We start from the raw sequence: 18,128 nt of genomic DNA on the forward strand, positions 1-18,128 counted from the left end.
TCTCTCTTATATATACATCGACAAGTAGAACCGGCTAATTCAACTAATAAAGAGGGAGAGATATCTCCCTTACTTAACTTCATACTTTCAGATAATTGCCTTATTGTATCCAAAGACTTTTTTTTATCAGAAAAAACTGTAGTTACATCACACATAACTATATCAGTCTTAAAGTGAACAGCAACAGCTAATAAAACCTTATACATTGTCGGCTTGATCCAATCATCAGCATCCACAAAGCCGATATATGTTCCTTTTGCTACAGATATTCCCACATTTCTAGCAACGCTTACTCCTTCATTTTCCTTATAAATTACTTTTATACGTTTATCTTTATAGGAATATGCATCACAAATTTTTCGACTATTGTCAATAGAACCATCATCAACTAAAATTAATTCCCAATTATCTAAATTCTGTGTTAATATAGACTCTATACAACGAATCAAACATTTTTCTTCATTATATATAGGTACAATAATACTAATATCAATTTTTTTATCACACATCAACATGCCCTCAAATCCCATAAAAAGCGTTTATCTTCCGCGAATCAATCTTCCCCCAAAAGCAAGCATAAGGAAAAAAAACAGAAAGACATTGCTTTTTAATTCATTCTTTATTACAACAAAACTCTTCTTTTTTTTTCTTCCATAAAAAATATATTGCGATCCAACTTTTATTTTTTCTACTACACTATCTTGCAAAAAGAACCACTCTTTTAAATATAATAATGTACCATTTATACTATCTTGCAACTTTTTTTGAATATTATGGGTTAATCCATCTTCCCTATACTCAGCAACATAGATGCTTTCATTAAAAAATCTTAATTTATATCCATCAACAGAGATTCGATTCCATACAACAGCCTCACTAAGAAAAGTTTCATTTTCAAAAGCAGGAAAAGGATATTTTCGCAAGATATCAGTGTAATATACTTCGGCTTTATCCCCTGCTATACCATATTTTTTTCGCTCATGAGCTTTGCAATCCAATATTTGCCCACAAAAACTTTTTCCAATCAAATTACCATTAGAATACATCTTATTCCCACATACACCAGCAAATTTATTTTTGTTTTGTATAGTTTTTTCCCAATAAAGAATACGCGCCAAGGCATTATTTATGAGATAATCATCCGAATCAACAATAAAGAATAATCTGCCTTTAGCTAATTTTATACCACGATTAATAGCTCTATGTTTCCCACCATTCTCTGTCTTTACATAAACGATATTAAAAAAATTGTTCTCCCATTTCCATGTATTTACCATATCTTGCGTATTATCTATTGATCCGTCATCAATAATAACCCATTCGAAAGAATGAACTGTTTGATTCCGCAATGATTGATATAGTGTCGGCAGTATATACCCTCTATTATAAGTCGGTGTAAACACAGTAATATCCAGCATTCCTTTACTCCTCTACTCATAGGCTAATATCAAAAACTACGTTTTACTTTATTCCACAGACTTTTTTTCCCTTCAATTTCGATTGTCGCATAAATTTTACTGAGTAGACTCGCACACCAACAAGGAAAAAAGCGCTCAAATACAATATAATACCTACGGCAAGCTTCTATATATTTTTTATCTTTAATATCTTTCCATGAAGCATTGTATAAATGAATTGCATAGCTATTGGGAGTAATATTCATTTTTCCCGTATTATAATTCAATGGATAAAAAGCATCTACCGGATAAACCGTTATATATTCCTTTTTCTGTAATAAACCATTCAATTTAATATCCTGCATCAAAAAAATAGGTTCTAAAACTTTAGGAATAGGAGTTAAGTCCATATTCCCTCTATTATCTAAAAACGTTTTTCTAGCGTATAGATCTAGCATTTGTTTTAACAATGGATTATGTGCTTCAGATGCAAATACCCCAACGCCTACACTTTTTTCATTTTCAAAACCTATAAAAGCTCTATTATTCAATAAATTATTAAAACTTTTTAATACTTTAACATCTGTATCTAAGTATACACCGCCATATTTATACAGAGCATGCAATCTTACATAATCAGAAACAAACGCATACTTTTTTTTTGCCATAGCTTCTGCTGTAAACTTTACACTCATTGCTTCAAAATTAGTATTATTCCATTCTCGTATTTCATAATCAGGCAAATACTTTTTCCAGCTTTCAATACATTCTCGTACTAACAGAGGCATATCCCCATCACTAACCCAATAATAATGAATTATTTTTGGAATCATAAAAACGCTCGCTCTCCAAACATTAGAATAGTCTTCCCAAAAACTGATACCAACAATATCTAACTTTATGTATATTATAGAAATTTTTAATTAACTTAAATAAGGGCCAAAATATATTCGCTTGTATAAAAAGAAAATGATATCTATGCTTATTCAACACATACATACGGCCCTTGGAATAGTTATAGGCTTTTTTACAGTTGCTATAGTCTACAGCTGGATGCCATACTAATATTGAATCTGTATTCTGTAAACAGAATCCTGCCTTCAAAATTCGAATTAAATAATCCGTTTCTTCACCTGAACCATAAACTGTTCCGCTTCCTACACCAAGCATTTCATCAAAGTATCCAACTTTCTCAAAAACATGTCTTTTAAAAAAAATCGTAAAAGAAATACCTCGGCGCCAAACATTATATATATTAACGTTCCTTACCATATTTCCTGGCAATTGATGTAAGTTACTAATAACAGTTCCCGTCACAGCATCAGCATCTCCTCGCATAAAAGATACCACATTTTTTAACGTATCGTCTCTATATACACAATCATCATCAGGAAACCCAATAATATCTCCATGAACATACTTTAATCCAATATTCCTTGCTTTTGATAACCCTTTTTCCGCAGTCAAAATATGGTTAATATGAATTTTATCTTTATATTTTTTTATGATATCTGATAAAAACTGTTCGGGATTTTGATCTACGATAATAAGCTCAAAAGAAGTATATGTCTGCATACACAATGACTGCAAACATCTATCTACTTCATTTTTTCTCCCTAATGTAGCCATAATCAGTGATATCATAAAATTCTTTCCTTTCACCCTTTATTTTGAGCTATATATCTATTTATACATGACAGAAAGTTTTCCCTAAATATCTTTTTAGAAAAATTCTCTGCATTACTTCGGCACCACGCATAATCAAATTTACCAATATTACCTTCAAATTTTTTGATTGCTTCGACAATACTTGCAGCAGATTGTTCATAAAAAAATAATCCCGTTGGACATTTTTCTTTATTTAAATCCTTTATGGTTTCTAACGCTCCGCCTTTACCATAGGCAATAACTGGCGTACCACAGGCCTGCGCTTCTACAGGGACAATACCAAAATCTTCTTCTGCTGCAAAGACAAAGGCTTTCGCTTTTTGCATCTTTTCTCGAAGCACCTCATTCGGTTGATATCCCATCATCTGCACATTGGGGCCGGCTTTTGCTTTGATTTTATCGAAATCCGGACCTGCACCAATGACAATCAGCTTCTTGTCCGGCATTTGGGTAAACGCCTCGACGATAATATCTATCTTTTTATATGGCACCATACGAGACGCAGTCATGTAATAATCTTCTTTTGTATTGCAAAACGCAAAGGAATCAATATCCACGGGTGGATAAATAACATTCGCTTCACGACGATAGCATTTCCAAATACGTTTAGCAATAAACTGAGAATTAGCAATAAAATAGTCAACGCCATTGCTCGTCCGTACATCCCACATACGCATGTAATGAAGAACAGCCTTCGCAACTTTGCCTTTTAGTCCGTGATCCAATCCCGATTCCCGCAAATATTGATGCTGCAAATCCCAAGCATATCGGATAGGCGAATGGACATAGGAAATATGAATTTGATTCGGTCCTGTCAGAACCCCCTTTGCTACACAATGAGAACTGGATATAACCAAATCGTAAGCCGATACATCTAATTGTTCAATAGCGATAGGCATGAACGGAAGATAGGAGCGGTATTTTGTTTTTGCTTTAGGGAGTTTTTGAATGAACGTAGTTGCAACCGTTTTATTCTTGATGAATCCTCGTTCTGCAGGCTTGATGAAATCTACGACGGCAAATAAGTCCGCCTCAGGATATATTTCCAATATTTGTTCCAAAACCCGCTCTGCACCAGCATACGTTACAAGCCAGTCACATACAATTGCTACTCTCAATTATTTCATCCTTCCGTATTCATCATCAAACCGCACAATATCATCTTCTCCTAAGTACTTCCCATTCTGTACCTCTATAATTTCCAAGGGGATTTTCCCCGGGTTTGCCAGTCTGTGGCGCGTACCGATGGGAATATATGTACTTTCGTTTTCGCGGAAGATGATAGTTTTATCGTCTAACGTAAGCTGGCCCGTTCCACTGATGACAGTCCAATGTTCGCTGCGATGATAGTGCATTTGCAAACTCAGGCTTGCACCCGGTTTGACGGAGATTTTCTTTACTTTATACCCCGGTCCTTCGGACAAAACAGTGTAGCTGCCCCACGGTCGATACATCGTGACATTCTCTGATACTTCAGGGCGCTTTTGAGATTTTAATTCCGTCACCAAATTTTTAACTTTCTGCGATTCGCCTTTCTTGGCAACCAGCAATACATCCGGTGTATCGACGATCATAATACCCTGCAAATCAATGCCGGCGACTAACCGATTACTGCCGAGAATCATCGTATTCTCACATTGCTGCGTTACGACATCTCCATGAATAGTATTTCCCTGTTCATCAGCCAGCATATCGGAAATAGCATCAAAGCTGCCGATGTCATTCCAATATATACTTGTCATGGGAACGACAGCTATTTTATTAGATTTTTCAGCTACAGCATAGTCAATAGAGATATCCGGCATCTGGGAAAACTGCCGCACAGCTTCAGCATACCCTAAAGCAGCAATGTCCATAATATCCGGCGCGTACTGCCGCAACTCCTCTTCCATTGCCGCAATAGAAAACATAAACATACCGCTGTTCCAATAATAATTTCCCTTTTCTAGATAGGAGACAGCTGTTTCTTTATCCGGCTTTTCGGTAAATGCAACGACCTTTTTTCCGTTGCCGACAGGTTCGTCTGAGGCTTCTATATATCCATAGCCTGTTTCCGCCTTGGTCGGCGTAATACCCATCGTCACAATATATCCATGCCGCGCCGTTTCTACGCTGTCACGAACTAATTGGCAAAATGCGTCTTCCGGCTTAATGACATGATCAGACGGCCCGATAAATAGTACTTCGTCGTCATTACACTGCATCTGTTCCTTGCAGTACGCCATAGCTAAGGCAATGGCTGGCGCCGTATTTCGCCCCACTGGCTCGGTAATAACATGAACTTGCGACGCACCAATGCATTCCATTTCCGACTGGACATGGAACACATACTCTTTATTCGTAACGATGAGAATATCTTCCGCCGCAACAAGCTGCAGATACCGCTGTACAGTCTGTGCCAACAACGACGCATTCCCAACGATATGCAAAAACTGTTTCGGATAGCATGTCCGCGATAAGGGAAACAACCGACTGCCTCCGCCGCCGGCAAGAATTACTACTTTCACTTTATACACATCCTCATATCAAGGTAAAGTTCTTTTCAAATATGGTTTTATACTGCTCCATCCGCATTTGCGCCGCCTCTTTATGCTCGCCGCGCAGCGAATAGTATATCTTTATTTTCGGCTCCGTTCCCGAAGGGCGGACGGCAATCCACGAATCGTCCTGCAGCACAAATTTTATCATGTCGGCAGGAGGTAATCCGCAGATACCAGCCGCATAATCCAATTTTTCTTTTACGTCGGGAATGAATGCATTTTTTGCAGACTCCCGGAGCTGCTTCATAATGGATTGAATATGTTCCATGCCTTCAATGCCTTTCAGCGTATACGAAGACAAGGCATCAAAATAATACCCATATGTATTATACAACGACTGCAATACCATTACCAGCGTTTTACCTTGAGACTTGTAATGGTCAGCCATTTCACAAATAAGCAAGGCTGCGACAACCGCATCTTTATCCTGTGCATGCGTCCCGACTAAATACCCATAGCTTTCTTCATACCCCATGATAAAATCATGACTGGTATCATTCATGTACTGCGTAATTTTTTCCCCAATATATTTAAACCCTGTCAGCGTTTCTGCAACTTGCACACCCTTGGCTCGAGCTATATCGGCACCTAATTCGCCAGTTACAACGGTTTTTACAAGCGTAGAAGCCGGCTTAAGAAAATCCCTTCTCATAGAAAGGATAAAATCGACAAGCAAAGCGCCAATTTGATTGCCCGTAAGCAATACGATACTCTCCCCATCACGGACGCCGACGCCAATCCGGTCGCTGTCCGGGTCCGTGCCAATAACAATATCAGCCTGCATCTCTTTTGCCAACGCAATCCCTAATGCCAATGCGCCAGGTTCTTCTGGATTCGGCGAAACTACAGTACTAAAGTTCCCATCTGGCTGCTCCTGTGATACTACGACGTGGACATCATGAAACCCTGCTGTTTCCAACGTCTTGCGAACCGGCTTATTGCCAGCGCCATGCAGCGGCGTATAAACGATTTTCAGATGTTTTTCTGTATTTGGAAATACAGACTGTTCATATACTGCCTGCACAAATGCATCGACTATTTCATCGCCAATATAAGTCAGCAGCGAATCATTTCCCGCTGCATCAATATGTGGTATATCAATTACAGCGTTGACATACTGAATCAGTGTATTCGCAATCTGCGGAACTATTTGGTCGCCAAATTCATCATATACTTTATAGCCATTATATTCTTTAGGATTGTGACTGGCCGTAATAACAATGCCAGCAATAGCATGAAGATATTTGACAGCAAAAGATAAGACAGGCGTTGGCTCTAATTCTTCAAATAACTTTACAGGAATACCTGCAGAGCAAAGTACACGAGCCGCTTCCAAGGCAAATTCCGGCGAATGATTTCGTGAATCATAGGCAATCACGACGCCGCGCTGTACGTCGTCTTTCTTTTCTGCCCATAAGTAATCTGCCAACCCCTTTGTCGCCTTACGGATCGTGTATTTGTTCATGCGATTAGAGCCGGCCCCCATTATGCCGCGCAAGCCGCCAGTGCCAAACTCTAAATTCTTATAAAATCGATCTTCAATTTCTTTTTCGTCTGTAAGAGCCAAGAGCTCTTTTTTCGTTTTTTCATCCACCCAAGTAAGCCAATCTTTGTATACGTCTTTATAGGACAAGATGCTGCTCCTTTCTCTTTAATACGCTGTTATTAATATGCGCCTTTTCGCTTCAGCACAACCTTAATCGTCCGCCAAATCAGTACCATATCAAACCACACATTCCAATTCCTCACGTACCATGTATCCATCTGCACGCGTTCGTCGTAGGATACGTCGCTGCGTCCGCTTGTCTGCCACATGCCGGTTACGCCAGGGCGCACCATGTAAAAGTCTTCTATAAACTTGCCATATCGGGATACTTCGTCGCGGATAATCGGCCTGGGACCTACGAGGCTCATTTCGCCTCTCAGGACGTTAAACAGTTGTGGCAGTTCATCCAGGCTGGTCTTACGTAGGAACGCGCCGCTTTTTGTGATCCGCGGGTCGTTTTTAAGCTTAAAGTCTTTTTCCCACTCAGCTCTAGCTTCGGGATCATGTTCTAACAACTCTTTTAATTTCACGTCTGCATCAACGCACATGCTGCGGAATTTATAGCAGGGAAATTCCTTGCCGTTTCGGCCGACTCGGCGGTGCTTAAAGATAACCGGGCCGGGCGAATCGCGATAAATCCATACTGCAATGCCCACTAAAACCGGCGATATGCAGATAATGCCCAGCACGGTGCAGACAATATCAAACAGGCGCTTTAAAAAGCGATTATACCACTGAGACAAATTATTGCGGAAGCTGAATGAAGCAATATGGCCATCAATAAGGCTTTCAGCTTCCAATGTTGCCCATGGGAGCTTTCCCATGTCGGGAATGAAAGAAATCCGCTTAACCAATGGCTGCAGGCGATATACGATATCCTCAACCTGTTCATTTTTTAATCCCGGCGCGATGACCAATACCTGCTGCACGCCGGTCTGCTTAATGACAGCCTCCGCATCGGCAAAGGTTCCTAAATGAGGCATCATAGCCGCAACATTAGACTCCGGCGTATTATCTTCCAGAAAACCGATAAAATCATAGCCCAGGCCCGTATCGTCTTTTAAATGGTCCAGCATCAAGGCCGCCGTTTTTCCTGCGCCCATGATCAGTACCGGAACCTGCAGAACGCCTATGCGCCGCAATATATTTTTTACAATATATCTGCCCAACACGAGGAATATAAATCCCAGCAGCCACATAAGGGCTACAAACAGCCGCGACGTATGGGCCGCCGTCTGGGCCAAATACATGACGACGACAAGGGATACGACGGCATACATATTGACCTTGAAGATTTCCGATATGATGCGCCAAAACTGGACTCGCTTCGTATATAGCTTATGGGCCTGCATAAAGAATAAATACACGACAGGAATAATGACATGTATGCCTAGCCACGACAGCTGGAACTGCGTATCCGGCACGCACCAGTTGCGCAGCGTATAGGAGCACCACTCGGCCGCCAAAATGGCCCCATAATCGACAAGGAGCAATATAACCGGCAGCAATACAGTAGTGTAACGATTTTTTATAGATATAGAAGAAGCTGACGCATGTGTTTCAATCATCAAAATCCCTCACAATTAAACTAGCGTTGTCAGTATCTGTTACATCGTAAATTATACACCAAATATGATGTTTTGTCTCTATTCCCCCTGGTATCAATCGCAGCAATTATCTATTCATTCGTTAATAATTATCTCTATATTCTTTACTTTATCTCGATAATTCCATAAGCCGACAGCATAATTTATGAACTGTGCTTAATATCAGCAGAAGTGCGGAAAACCAAAGAAAATCAGCTGCAGCTATTCTTCTTTTTGCGTCAAATATATTCCATTATTGTATCACTGCATGTGTATGCCTATCTGATTGCCGCCAAAAGCAACACCGTATTTCCAAACGGACGTTATATCTCTTTTTTGCAAACGCTGTATCAAAAAAAGAAGAACAGCCTGAGCCATTCTTCTTTTTATTTGTACTGCCATATTTCGTTGTCTTACTCTTCGTCTTCTACCATGTCGCCGTTGTGGTATACGTCCTGGACGTCGTCCAAGTCTTCCAGGGCGTCGATGAGTTTTTCGAGCTTTTCTGTGCCTTCGGCGTCCAAGGTAATGGTGTTGTCCGGAACCATGGTGATGGATGCGTGTTCTGTTTCGATGCCGGCGTCAGCCAAGGCTTTTTCTACGTCGTCAAAGGCTTCGGGCGTCGTTACGATTTCAAATTCTTCGCCTTCGGTCTTGACGTCGTCGGCACCTGCTTCGAGGGCAACTTCCATGATCTGGTCTTCGTCGGCGTTTTCCTTGCTTACGACGAAGATGCCCTTGCTCTTGAACATCCAGCCTACGCAGCCTGTTTCGCCGAGGCTGTTGCCGTATTTGGAGAATACGTGGCGGACTTCGGCGGCCGCGCGGTTGCGGTTATCCGTAAGGACGTTGACCGTAACGGCGACGCCGGCCGGGCCGTAGCCTTCGTACGTAATTTCTTCGTAGTTCTGGCCTTCTGTAGCGCCGGCGCCTTTCTGGATAGCCCGCTTAATATTATCTTTCGGAATGTTATTTTCTTTTGCTTTTTGGAGAGCCAATTTCAAGCGCATGTTGCCGACCGGATCCGGGCCGCCCATACGAACGGCAATGGTGATTTCACGGCCGATTTTCGTGGTGATTTTGCCGCGGATGGCGTCGTTCTTGCCTTTTTTGCGCTTAATATTTGCCCACTTCGAATGTCCAGACATTCTAATGCCTCCCTCTTATTTCCACCACTCCTCGCCGGCCAGGCGGTCTAAAATAATGGCCGCCGCCGAGCGTACTGACAAGTGGTTATACTCTCCTGCGCCGTATACGGGCTCCAGGATATAATCAAATTGCTCCATCGTCTCTTTCGTCATGCCGTAGCCTGTCCCAAAGAGCAGCAGCACCGGCGTGTCGTCTTCTTCGCGCTTGCGGCGCAGCTCCTTATAGGAAATGGTATTGGCATAGGTTCGCGCGTCCGTCGTCACGACGTAAGGGCGTTTTCCCTCCGCCTCTTCGACGGCCTTGACGGCGTCTTCAATAGACGGGCGGATGTCGACGATGTCGAAAGCCTGGGTGCGGTAGGCGTTGTACTTCCTGCCGGCCGGGCTTTCCCAAAAGTCCATGATCTTATGCACCATGTCCAGCTGTCCCGGCACATGATGGATAATGAAGTATTTTTTCACGCCATAGGTCTTGGCCGAACGGGATATGTCGTGGAGATCATAGTTCGTAATGGCCGTGGCTATGACGTTGAAATGTTTGTCATATATGGGGTAGTGCACCAATCCTACGTACAGAGACGATTTCATCGGCTTTCTTCTCCTTCCAACTCCGCCAATATAGCCTTGTCCTTCGCTGACAGGTTGCAGGTTTCCAGCAGGTCGGGCCGCTTCTGCAGCGTCCGCTCCAGGGATTTGCGGCGCCGCCAGGCGTCTATCTTAGCGTGGTCGCCGTTTCGGAGCACCTCCGGGACGGTCAGGCCGCGGAATACAGCCGGCTTGGTATATTGGGGATATTCCAGCAGAGAAGCGTAAAACGAATCGTCGGCCGCGCTTCCGGCTGCGCCGAGGACGCCGGGAATCATGCGGGCTACGGCGTCGGTAATGGTCATCGCCGGCAGCTCGCCGCCGGTCAGGACGTAGTCGCCGACGGAAATGGTTTCATCGGCCAGGCTTTCTTCTACGCGGTAGTCTACGCCTTCGTAGTGGCCGCACAGGAGAATGAGCTGGTCGTACGCCGCCAGCTCCCTGGCCTTGGCCTGCGTGAAGGTTTCACCGGCAGGCCCCATGAGGATGACGCGCCGTTTCGGCACGTCGCGGCGCACGGCCTCTACAGCCGCAAAAAGCGGCCCTGCTTTCATAAGCATGCCGCAACCGCCGCCATAAATCGTGTCGTCTACCATATGATGACGGTCATAGGTGAAATTTCTCGGATTGGTTACATCCAGCTCCAGCAGGCCGGCCGCGCGGGCTCGTCCGATAATGCTGTGCCGGTAAAAGGCCTCTATCAATTCCGGGAAAAGTGATATTATATCGATTCTCATTCGTCTACCCATTCAGGCGGGTCGAGCACCATTTTTCCAGACTCTTCGTCAATGGATTTGACGACGTCGGGAATAGCCGCAAAGAGCGTTTCCTTTCCTTCGTCGTCGGTTACGACGTACACGTCGTTGCTGCCCGTCCGCAAGACGTCGGTAACAGTCCCTAATTTCACATCCTGCAAATCGTAGGCCGTCATGCCGATGATGTCGAAGATGTAATGCTGGCCTTCTTTCAGAGGCATCAAATCTTCTCTCGGCACCTGGAGCTCTTTGCCCCGGAGCAGCTCGGCGGCATTGCGGTCGTCGACGCCGACGAACTTCATAAGGACGACGCGCTTATGGAGCCGCGCGGCGGCAACTTCGTACTTCTTGCCGTCGATGTAGCCATATTTCATTTGCAGGAAACGCTTCGGAAAATCCGTATCGGGATAAATACGAACATCACCCCGCACGCCGTGCGGGGCAACTATTTGACCGATTGTAAAGAAATCCAATCCAGCCATCGTATTTTATTGGCGAATGGCAACGATCTTGTCATCTTCGACCAAGATTTCCGTTCCCATTAATTTACCCAAATCATCGCCGACTTGGACGACTACGGTCTGTTCAAGCGTGCCTTGTCTGATTTCGGAACCGATTGCTAACTGTTCAGCTTCGTTTCTGTCATGCTGCGCTTTTGCTTTGGCAGCCTGGAGACGCTGTTTTTGTTCTTCTACGCGGGCCCGCAGGGAAATCAAGCCCTGGGCGTCGATTTTCGCCTGTTCGGTCATCATGCGTTTGGCCTGGAATTCCAGGTTCTGCATTTCCCGATCGATATCACTCAGCGCCTGGTCCGTATTTCTGAGGATTTTATCCTTCAGCGCCTGGGTTACCTTGGCTTTTACGGCGACAGGAACGCGCAATGTAATCTGATCCATGGTTCCTCCTATACGATATCAACGGATACTTTCTTGTTCGCCTTCACTGCCGCAGCCTTGACAACAAGGCGCAGCGCTTTCGCGATTTTGCCTTGTTTGCCAATGACTTTGCCCATATCTTCGGGCGCGACATGAAGCTGATATACTTCGAGGCCTTTTTTCTGAATTTTCGTAACTGTAACTGCTTCGGGCTGTTTGACGAGCGCCTTGGCAATACATGCAATTAATTCTTCCATATGTCTCAGCCTCTCTTACTTCTTCTTGGATGCTTCAAACTGAGCCATGATGCCGGCTTTTTTGAAAAGGGAGCGAATCGTATCGGTAGGCTGTGCACCTTTGCCGAGCCATGCTACTGCTTCTTCAGCGTTGACTACCAAACGGCTGTCAGCGTCTTTAGCCGGATCGTACGTGCCAATCGTCGCAACCGGACGGCCGTTGTTGCGGGCGTCGCGGGAATCAGCTACGACAACGCGATAAACGGGTTTCTTTTTAGCACCTAAACGAGCCAAACGAATTTTAATCATTGAAATTCACCTCCTCTATATGGTATCCCTATGGGGAATCAGCTATTTAAAAGGGCAGGCGGGGCAGGAAGCCGCGCCGTTTCCCCTGCTGTGCTTTCTTAGCCTGCTTCATCATTTTCTGCATCTCCGTAAACTGCTTGAGAAGGCGGTTTACATCCTGGACGCGGGTGCCGCTGCCCTTGGCGATACGCCGCTTGCGGCTGTCCTTGATGAGCATTTTCGGGTTCGTACTCGCCCGTTCCTGGGCGGTCATGGACGTGATAATCGCTTCAATGCGCTTGAACTCCTTGCCGTCCATGTCGATTTTGTCGAGTTCTTTTTTATATTTGCCAATGCCGGGAATAAGGCTCATGAGACTGCCCATATTTCCCATTTTCTTGATCATCTGCAGCTGGCTGAGGAAATCATCGAAGGTAAAGTTGCCGCTCTTCATGGTCTTTTTCATGTTGGCCATGGATTCTTCGTCGAAGGCGGCCTGAGCCCGTTCGATAATCGTTTCTACGTCGCCCAAATCGAGGATTCGCGACGCATAGCGGTTCGGATGGAATTCTTCCAAGCCGTCGAGCTTTTCGCTGACGCCGATGTACTTGATCGGCTTGCCCGTCACGGCTTTGATGGACAAGGCAGCGCCGCCGCGGGCGTCGCCGTCGAGCTTGGTCATGATCATGCCGTCGATGCCGAGAGCATTGTCGAAGGCCGAGGCTGCCGTTACGGCGTCCTGGCCGGTCATAGCGTCTACGACGAGGAGGATTTCATGGGGATGAACTTCTCCCTTGATGTTGACCAGCTCGTCCATGAGGACTTCGTTGATGTGCAGGCGGCCGGCCGTATCGATGATGACGATATCGCGGAGATGGCTCAAGGCGTAAGGAATGGCGTCCTTGGCAATCTTCACCGGGTCCTGGCATCCTTCTTCCGTATAGACAGGCACGTCCAGTTCCTGTCCCAATACCTGGAGCTGCGTAATCGCAGCCGGACGATATACGTCGCCGGCGACCAGCAGCGGGCTTTTGCCCTGCTTTTTCAGCAGCCGGGCCAGCTTGCCTGCCGTCGTCGTCTTACCGGCGCCCTGCAGGCCTACGAGCATGACGATTGTCGGCGGCTTGGACGCGATGGCGATGCGGCTCTGCGTCCCGCCGAGGAGCTCTGTCAGCTCGTCGCGGACAATTTTAATAACGGTTTGGGAAGCATTCAAACTGCCGAATACTTCTTCGCCTACGGCTTTTTCCCGTACGCGCTTGATAAAATCTTTCGTAACGGCAAAGTTAACGTCGGCTTCCAGCAATGCGCGGCGCATCTCTTTCAGCGCTTCGCTTACGTCTTCCTCCGACAGCTTGCCCTTGCCGCGAAGCTTTTTGAAGGCCGCTTGAAACCGTTCTGACAAACTTTCGAATGGCATAAAAAGCCTCCTTTATAGCTCGATTTCTTTCAATATATGCGCAGCTTGTTCAATCTGCTCGGCCGTCCCCTGCTCAAGCAAGGCGACAGCACTATCCAGCTTCTCCCGGGCCGCGTCGTTTCGGGCCAGCAGGTGAAGCCGTTCTTCATACTCTTCCAGCGAACGCGATGCCCGGCGCAGCATGTCGTACGCGCCTTGTCTGGAAATGTTCAGCTCTTCGCCGATTTCTGTCAGCGACAGGTCCATTTCAAAATACATTTCCATACAGCGCCGCTGCCGCTCCGTCAAAAGAGGCCCATATATATCGAGGAGCCTTCCCTTGCGCACTACATCTTCCAGCATGTTGTCACCGCCTCCGCATTCAGCGTACTGTGATAGTATACAGAAAAAGGAGCTGCCTGTCAAGTAGTTTTACTTGTCAGATGTGATTTTATCGGCGGTTTTATGCTGTCCGAATTATGGGACTACCTGCTGCGCTTTTCTCACGTTGACCCGAACGTTATAAAAGGTGCTTCCCCGTCCCTTATCGCTCAGGCGCTGCGACGTCAGGGCGTTGACCGACCGATCGCCCGGGCAGCGCTCAATCCACCACAGGCCTTCCGATACGACCTGCCCTGGAGCCGTCCGGTTCGTTATATGGAGGGTAAATAGGGCTTCGCCCCGGCTGTTCCAGGCGACGACCTTCTCGCCATCGCTGAATCCCTGCCGGGCCGCGTCATTGGGATGCATGAATAATACCATCGTCCGGGAACGGGTCAATTCGTCCCGTTCATTAAAGGACGAATCCAATACGCGCGGGTCCGTTCCGTTGGTGAAATAGTAATCTCCGTCTTCCTCGCAGGCGGGGAAATAGTCAGGCACGGCCGGCGTTTCCCTGTCATTTCTGATTTCGATTTTTCCCGACGGCGTGCCGAAGGTCAACTTGTACTGCTCCGGCAGTCCCAGCTCGACGGGGTCGCCGCGGCGCAACGCTTCCCCGTCGACGGGCACGGGCCAGGAACTCGTCGAATCGATAAGCGCCTCGACGAGATCATCTTCGCTTTGATGGAAAAACGGATCGTCTATTCCCATTGCGTTCGCCAAATCGCAGGCGACGCTCCAGTTGGAACGGCATTGCCCTAAGGGCTCGATGACGGCCTTTCCTCGTCCGACGACGTAGCTGCCGTACGAATAATAGAGGTCGTCATGCTCCAGCGAAGTCGTCGCCGGCAAGATGATATCAGCATAACGGGCCGTATCGGTCATGAACCGCTCGTGAACGACGGTAAACAAATCTTCCCGTGACAGGCCGGCGATGACTTGATTTTGGTTAGGAGCCGTGCAGGCCGGATTGGATGAATAGACAAAAAGGCTGCGTATAGGCCGCTCTGTCTGCAGCAGGGCCGAGCCGATTTCACACATATTAACGCGCCGTACCGGCTTTTTCCACTCGTCCTTTGTCACGACGGACTGGTCGAAGGCCGTACTGCACGACGTCGACATCATCAGGCCGCCGCCCGTATATTGCCATGCGCCGATGGCAGCAGGCAGACAAGCGATGAGCCGCACGGTCATGGCTCCGTTCGTATAGCGCGATAATCCCGCGCCGAGGCGGATAAAGGGAGCCTTCGCTCTGCCGTAAGCCGCGGCCAGCTCTTCCACGACAGCTGCCGGAACGCCTGTTTCCTCCTGCACATAGGCCGGCGTATACTTCGGCAGCACGTCCTTCTGCAGCTCCGTCCAGCCCTGCACATATGCATGGATAAAGGCCTCGTCGCACAGGCCGTCCCGCTGGAGACAATGCAGGACGCCCAAGGCCAAGGCCCCGTCGCTGCCCGGCCGGGTCTGGATAAACCGGTCGGCCCGCCGCGCCGTCTCGGTAGCATACGTATCAATGCACCAGACTTGAGCGCCCCGCTTCTTCGCTTCCCGCACATCCTTGAGAAAATGGAGGTTCGTCGACAACATGCTGATCCCCCAGAGAATGATGAAATCGCTGTGCTGTGCTTCCTGAGGCCTCATGCGCAGCGTATGTCCCATGACGCAGTTCCATCCGTAGTTCTTAGCGGCCGAGCAAATCGTCCGTTCCAGCTCAGACGCACCAAGCCGATAAAATAAGCCGTGGTATGCATTGTGCTGAACCATGCCCATCGTGCCGGAGAAAGAATAGGGCAATATGGCTTCACCGCCGTACACATCTAATATATGCCGCCACCTTGCGGCAATGACATGCAGCGCCTCGTCCCATGACACCGGCTCAAATTGGCCGGAGCCCTTTGGACCGGTCCGGCGCAGCGGCGTCAGCAGCCGCCTAGGCGAATACACTGTCCGCTCGTAATGAGCCATTTTCGGACACAGCATGCCCCGGGTAAAGGAATGATCAGGATTGCCAGACACCTTGACGACGACTCCCTTATCTCTGTAAGCCAACAGCCCGCAGGCGTCGGGACAATCATAAGGACAAACGGTTTTGCAGATTTCCATAGTCTCACCTCGTATGCACTAGTCTATATCCGCATTGTATAAAACAGATGTGTTTTTGTCAAAATCAAAAAACCTTCTATATACGTAAAAAAGCGTTCTGCCGAAAGAACGCCTTTTATGTACATATATTATTGTATTAAAAGAAATCGTTTTTCTTTCCATATGTCAGCCAGCGTCACATTCGATATGGCGTCGAACAGGCCGATATGGAAGCTGCCCATGCCCTTGGATTCCGCTGCCGCCTGCTCGCCGGCGATGCCCATAGCCGCCGCAGCCAGCACCGCAGCGTGCCACGGCTTTTGGGCCGACATGTACACCGCCGTCAGTACGCCGAGCATGCAGCCTGTGCCGGTCAGCTTCGCCAGGACCGGCGTACCGTTGACAATGCCGCAGGCCTGCGTTCCATCGGTTACGACGTCGACAGGACCGCTGGCCAATACGACAGCCTGATGGGCCGCCGCATAAGCGCCGAATTCTTCAGCCGCCTCGGCAAAGGTATCTGCCGTCACGGCATCGGCCGCGCCAGCATCGACACCTGAGCCATGAGAATCTAGCCCGCAAAGGGCGCGGATTTCCGAACTGTTTCCCTTGATAACTGCCGGACGATACGTCTCGATAAAGTCATGGGCAAAGCGACGGCGCAGGGTACTGCACGATACGCCTACGGCGTCGATGAGGATGGGTATGCCCAGCTCGTTGGCCCGCGCGGCGGCCCGCTGCATGCCTTCCATGCGGTCGTCGGCAATATTTCCCAAATTCACGGCCAGTACGGATGCCAGCGACACGAATTCCGCCGCTTCCTCCGGGTGAGACGCCATATTTGGACTGGCCCCGACGGCCAAAACCAAATTGGCACAGTCGTTCATCGTAATGGGATGGGTGATGCAGTGAATGAGCGGCTTCGTCTCTTCGACATGGCGAAGAATAGACGCAAAGGACTCATACAGATTATTTTCGTTTTCCATTTTCATATACCTGAATACCTAATTTCTGCTGGAATTCGCGGAGCGTGCCGCTGCGGGACAAGGCCATGAGCAAGCAGAAGGCAATGGAGCCGCCGATGAGGGTCCCGCTGATAAACATAGGCACGTAATACATCCACGACAGGCCCGTACGGCCGTAGAAGATTTCCATAACTGGGTAAGACACGACAGCGCCGATAATGCCGGTGCCGATGATTTCACCGATGACGGCGCCGATAATCTTGCCCTTCGACGCCCGGTACAGCAAGCCCGACAAGACGGCGCCAAAGACGGCGCCGGTCAGCGCCAGCGGCGGAATTCCCATGATCGTCATGCGGATAATGCCGATGAGAGTCGCGCACAGCAGGGCATACCAGGGCCCCATGAGAACGGCGCAGACAATATTGATCAAATGCGCCATGGGGCACATGCCTTCAATACGCAGAATCGGCGAAATGACGACGCCCAGACCAATCAGCATAGCCAGCAGCACCAGCCGCAGCACTTTTTTATCTTTTTCCATAAAAAAACTTCACTCCCTTTGTTGTATTCCCGGCATATCTGCGGCAACACGAGGAGCGAAGTTTTTATGATTGCAGCTTAAATACACGGCTCCCGCCTGCAGACGCCAAGGCAGCGGTCGGTACTCCCTAGTACCC

General features: G+C 47.4%; 20 protein-coding genes. All 20 read right to left on the bottom strand.

Features of this window, described 5'->3' with window-relative positions:
• Positions 1-515 (bottom strand): glycosyltransferase (locus E0L13_RS06630; RefSeq protein WP_206081562.1); only part of this gene is annotated, 515 nt, incomplete at its 3' end.
• Positions 516-539: 24 nt separating this feature from the next.
• Positions 540-1,418 carry a glycosyltransferase family A protein gene (locus E0L13_RS06635; protein ID WP_168061192.1) on the bottom strand — a complete coding sequence of 293 codons (879 nt, stop codon included), beginning with the start codon at positions 1,416-1,418 and terminating at the stop codon, positions 540-542.
• Between the two features lie 29 nt (positions 1,419-1,447).
• On the bottom strand, positions 1,448-2,230 hold the full coding sequence (locus E0L13_RS06640) for a glycosyltransferase (RefSeq protein ID WP_168061193.1): 783 nt from the start codon (positions 2,228-2,230) through the stop codon (positions 1,448-1,450).
• A gap of 22 nt (positions 2,231-2,252) precedes the next feature.
• The gene (locus tag E0L13_RS06645; protein ID WP_168061195.1) at positions 2,253-3,041 is read right to left on the bottom strand and encodes a glycosyltransferase family 2 protein; all 789 of its coding nucleotides are present in this window, start codon (positions 3,039-3,041) and stop codon (positions 2,253-2,255) included.
• A gap of 14 nt (positions 3,042-3,055) precedes the next feature.
• Positions 3,056-4,183, bottom strand: coding sequence for a glycosyltransferase family 4 protein (locus E0L13_RS06650; RefSeq protein WP_168061197.1), 1,128 nt, complete (start codon positions 4,181-4,183; stop codon positions 3,056-3,058).
• Complete coding sequence (locus E0L13_RS06655; protein WP_168061199.1) at positions 4,184-5,572, bottom strand: mannose-1-phosphate guanylyltransferase/mannose-6-phosphate isomerase; 1,389 nt, start codon at positions 5,570-5,572, stop codon at positions 4,184-4,186. It abuts the gene before it with no gap.
• A gap of 13 nt (positions 5,573-5,585) precedes the next feature.
• Positions 5,586-7,238, bottom strand: coding sequence for a phospho-sugar mutase (locus E0L13_RS06660; protein ID WP_168061201.1), 1,653 nt, complete (start codon positions 7,236-7,238; stop codon positions 5,586-5,588).
• A 32-nt stretch (positions 7,239-7,270) separates the two neighbouring features.
• Positions 7,271-8,719, bottom strand: coding sequence for an undecaprenyl-phosphate galactose phosphotransferase WbaP (gene wbaP / locus E0L13_RS06665; RefSeq protein ID WP_206081563.1), 1,449 nt, complete (start codon positions 8,717-8,719; stop codon positions 7,271-7,273).
• A gap of 431 nt (positions 8,720-9,150) precedes the next feature.
• On the bottom strand, positions 9,151-9,885 hold the full coding sequence (locus E0L13_RS06670; RefSeq protein ID WP_087478293.1) for a YebC/PmpR family DNA-binding transcriptional regulator: 735 nt from the start codon (positions 9,883-9,885) through the stop codon (positions 9,151-9,153).
• Positions 9,886-9,900: 15 nt separating this feature from the next.
• Positions 9,901-10,473, bottom strand: coding sequence for an RNA methyltransferase (locus E0L13_RS06675; RefSeq protein ID WP_107196761.1), 573 nt, complete (start codon positions 10,471-10,473; stop codon positions 9,901-9,903).
• Positions 10,470-11,207 (bottom strand): tRNA (guanosine(37)-N1)-methyltransferase TrmD, encoded by a 738-nt coding sequence (trmD, locus tag E0L13_RS06680; RefSeq protein WP_168061203.1) that lies wholly within the window; start codon positions 11,205-11,207, stop codon positions 10,470-10,472. The genes E0L13_RS06675 and trmD overlap by 4 nt, the downstream gene beginning before the upstream one ends.
• Positions 11,204-11,707, bottom strand: coding sequence for a ribosome maturation factor RimM (gene rimM / locus E0L13_RS06685; RefSeq protein WP_107196759.1), 504 nt, complete (start codon positions 11,705-11,707; stop codon positions 11,204-11,206). The genes trmD and rimM overlap by 4 nt, the downstream gene beginning before the upstream one ends.
• A gap of 6 nt (positions 11,708-11,713) precedes the next feature.
• Positions 11,714-12,121, bottom strand: a complete 408-nt coding sequence (locus E0L13_RS06690) for a YlqD family protein (protein ID WP_087478289.1) — start codon at positions 12,119-12,121, stop codon at positions 11,714-11,716.
• Positions 12,122-12,129: 8 nt separating this feature from the next.
• Entirely contained in the window at positions 12,130-12,357 is a 228-nt protein-coding gene (locus tag E0L13_RS06695) for a KH domain-containing protein (protein ID WP_087478288.1), read from the bottom strand.
• 15 nt (positions 12,358-12,372) lie between these two features.
• A complete protein-coding gene (rpsP, locus tag E0L13_RS06700; protein ID WP_168061205.1) occupies positions 12,373-12,645 on the bottom strand; it encodes a 30S ribosomal protein S16 in 273 nt (90 codons plus the stop codon).
• Between the two features lie 46 nt (positions 12,646-12,691).
• Positions 12,692-14,044 carry a signal recognition particle protein gene (ffh, locus tag E0L13_RS06705; RefSeq protein ID WP_168061207.1) on the bottom strand — a complete coding sequence of 451 codons (1,353 nt, stop codon included), beginning with the start codon at positions 14,042-14,044 and terminating at the stop codon, positions 12,692-12,694.
• A gap of 12 nt (positions 14,045-14,056) precedes the next feature.
• Positions 14,057-14,386, bottom strand: a complete 330-nt coding sequence (gene ylxM, locus E0L13_RS06710) for a YlxM family DNA-binding protein (RefSeq protein WP_168061209.1) — start codon at positions 14,384-14,386, stop codon at positions 14,057-14,059.
• 114 nt (positions 14,387-14,500) lie between these two features.
• The gene (locus E0L13_RS06715) at positions 14,501-16,507 is read right to left on the bottom strand and encodes a molybdopterin-dependent oxidoreductase (protein WP_168061211.1); all 2,007 of its coding nucleotides are present in this window, start codon (positions 16,505-16,507) and stop codon (positions 14,501-14,503) included.
• A gap of 128 nt (positions 16,508-16,635) precedes the next feature.
• Positions 16,636-17,478 carry a hydroxyethylthiazole kinase gene (thiM, locus tag E0L13_RS06720; RefSeq protein WP_168061213.1) on the bottom strand — a complete coding sequence of 281 codons (843 nt, stop codon included), beginning with the start codon at positions 17,476-17,478 and terminating at the stop codon, positions 16,636-16,638.
• On the bottom strand, positions 17,456-17,992 hold the full coding sequence (gene thiW, locus E0L13_RS06725; protein WP_095629448.1) for an energy coupling factor transporter S component ThiW: 537 nt from the start codon (positions 17,990-17,992) through the stop codon (positions 17,456-17,458). Before thiW ends, thiM begins: the two co-directional genes overlap by 23 nt.
• Positions 17,993-18,128: the final 136 nt, after the last annotated feature.

This window comes from Megasphaera sp. SW808, from assembly GCF_012027795.1.
Taxonomy (GTDB): Bacteria; Bacillota; Negativicutes; order Veillonellales; family Megasphaeraceae; genus Megasphaera; species Megasphaera stantonii.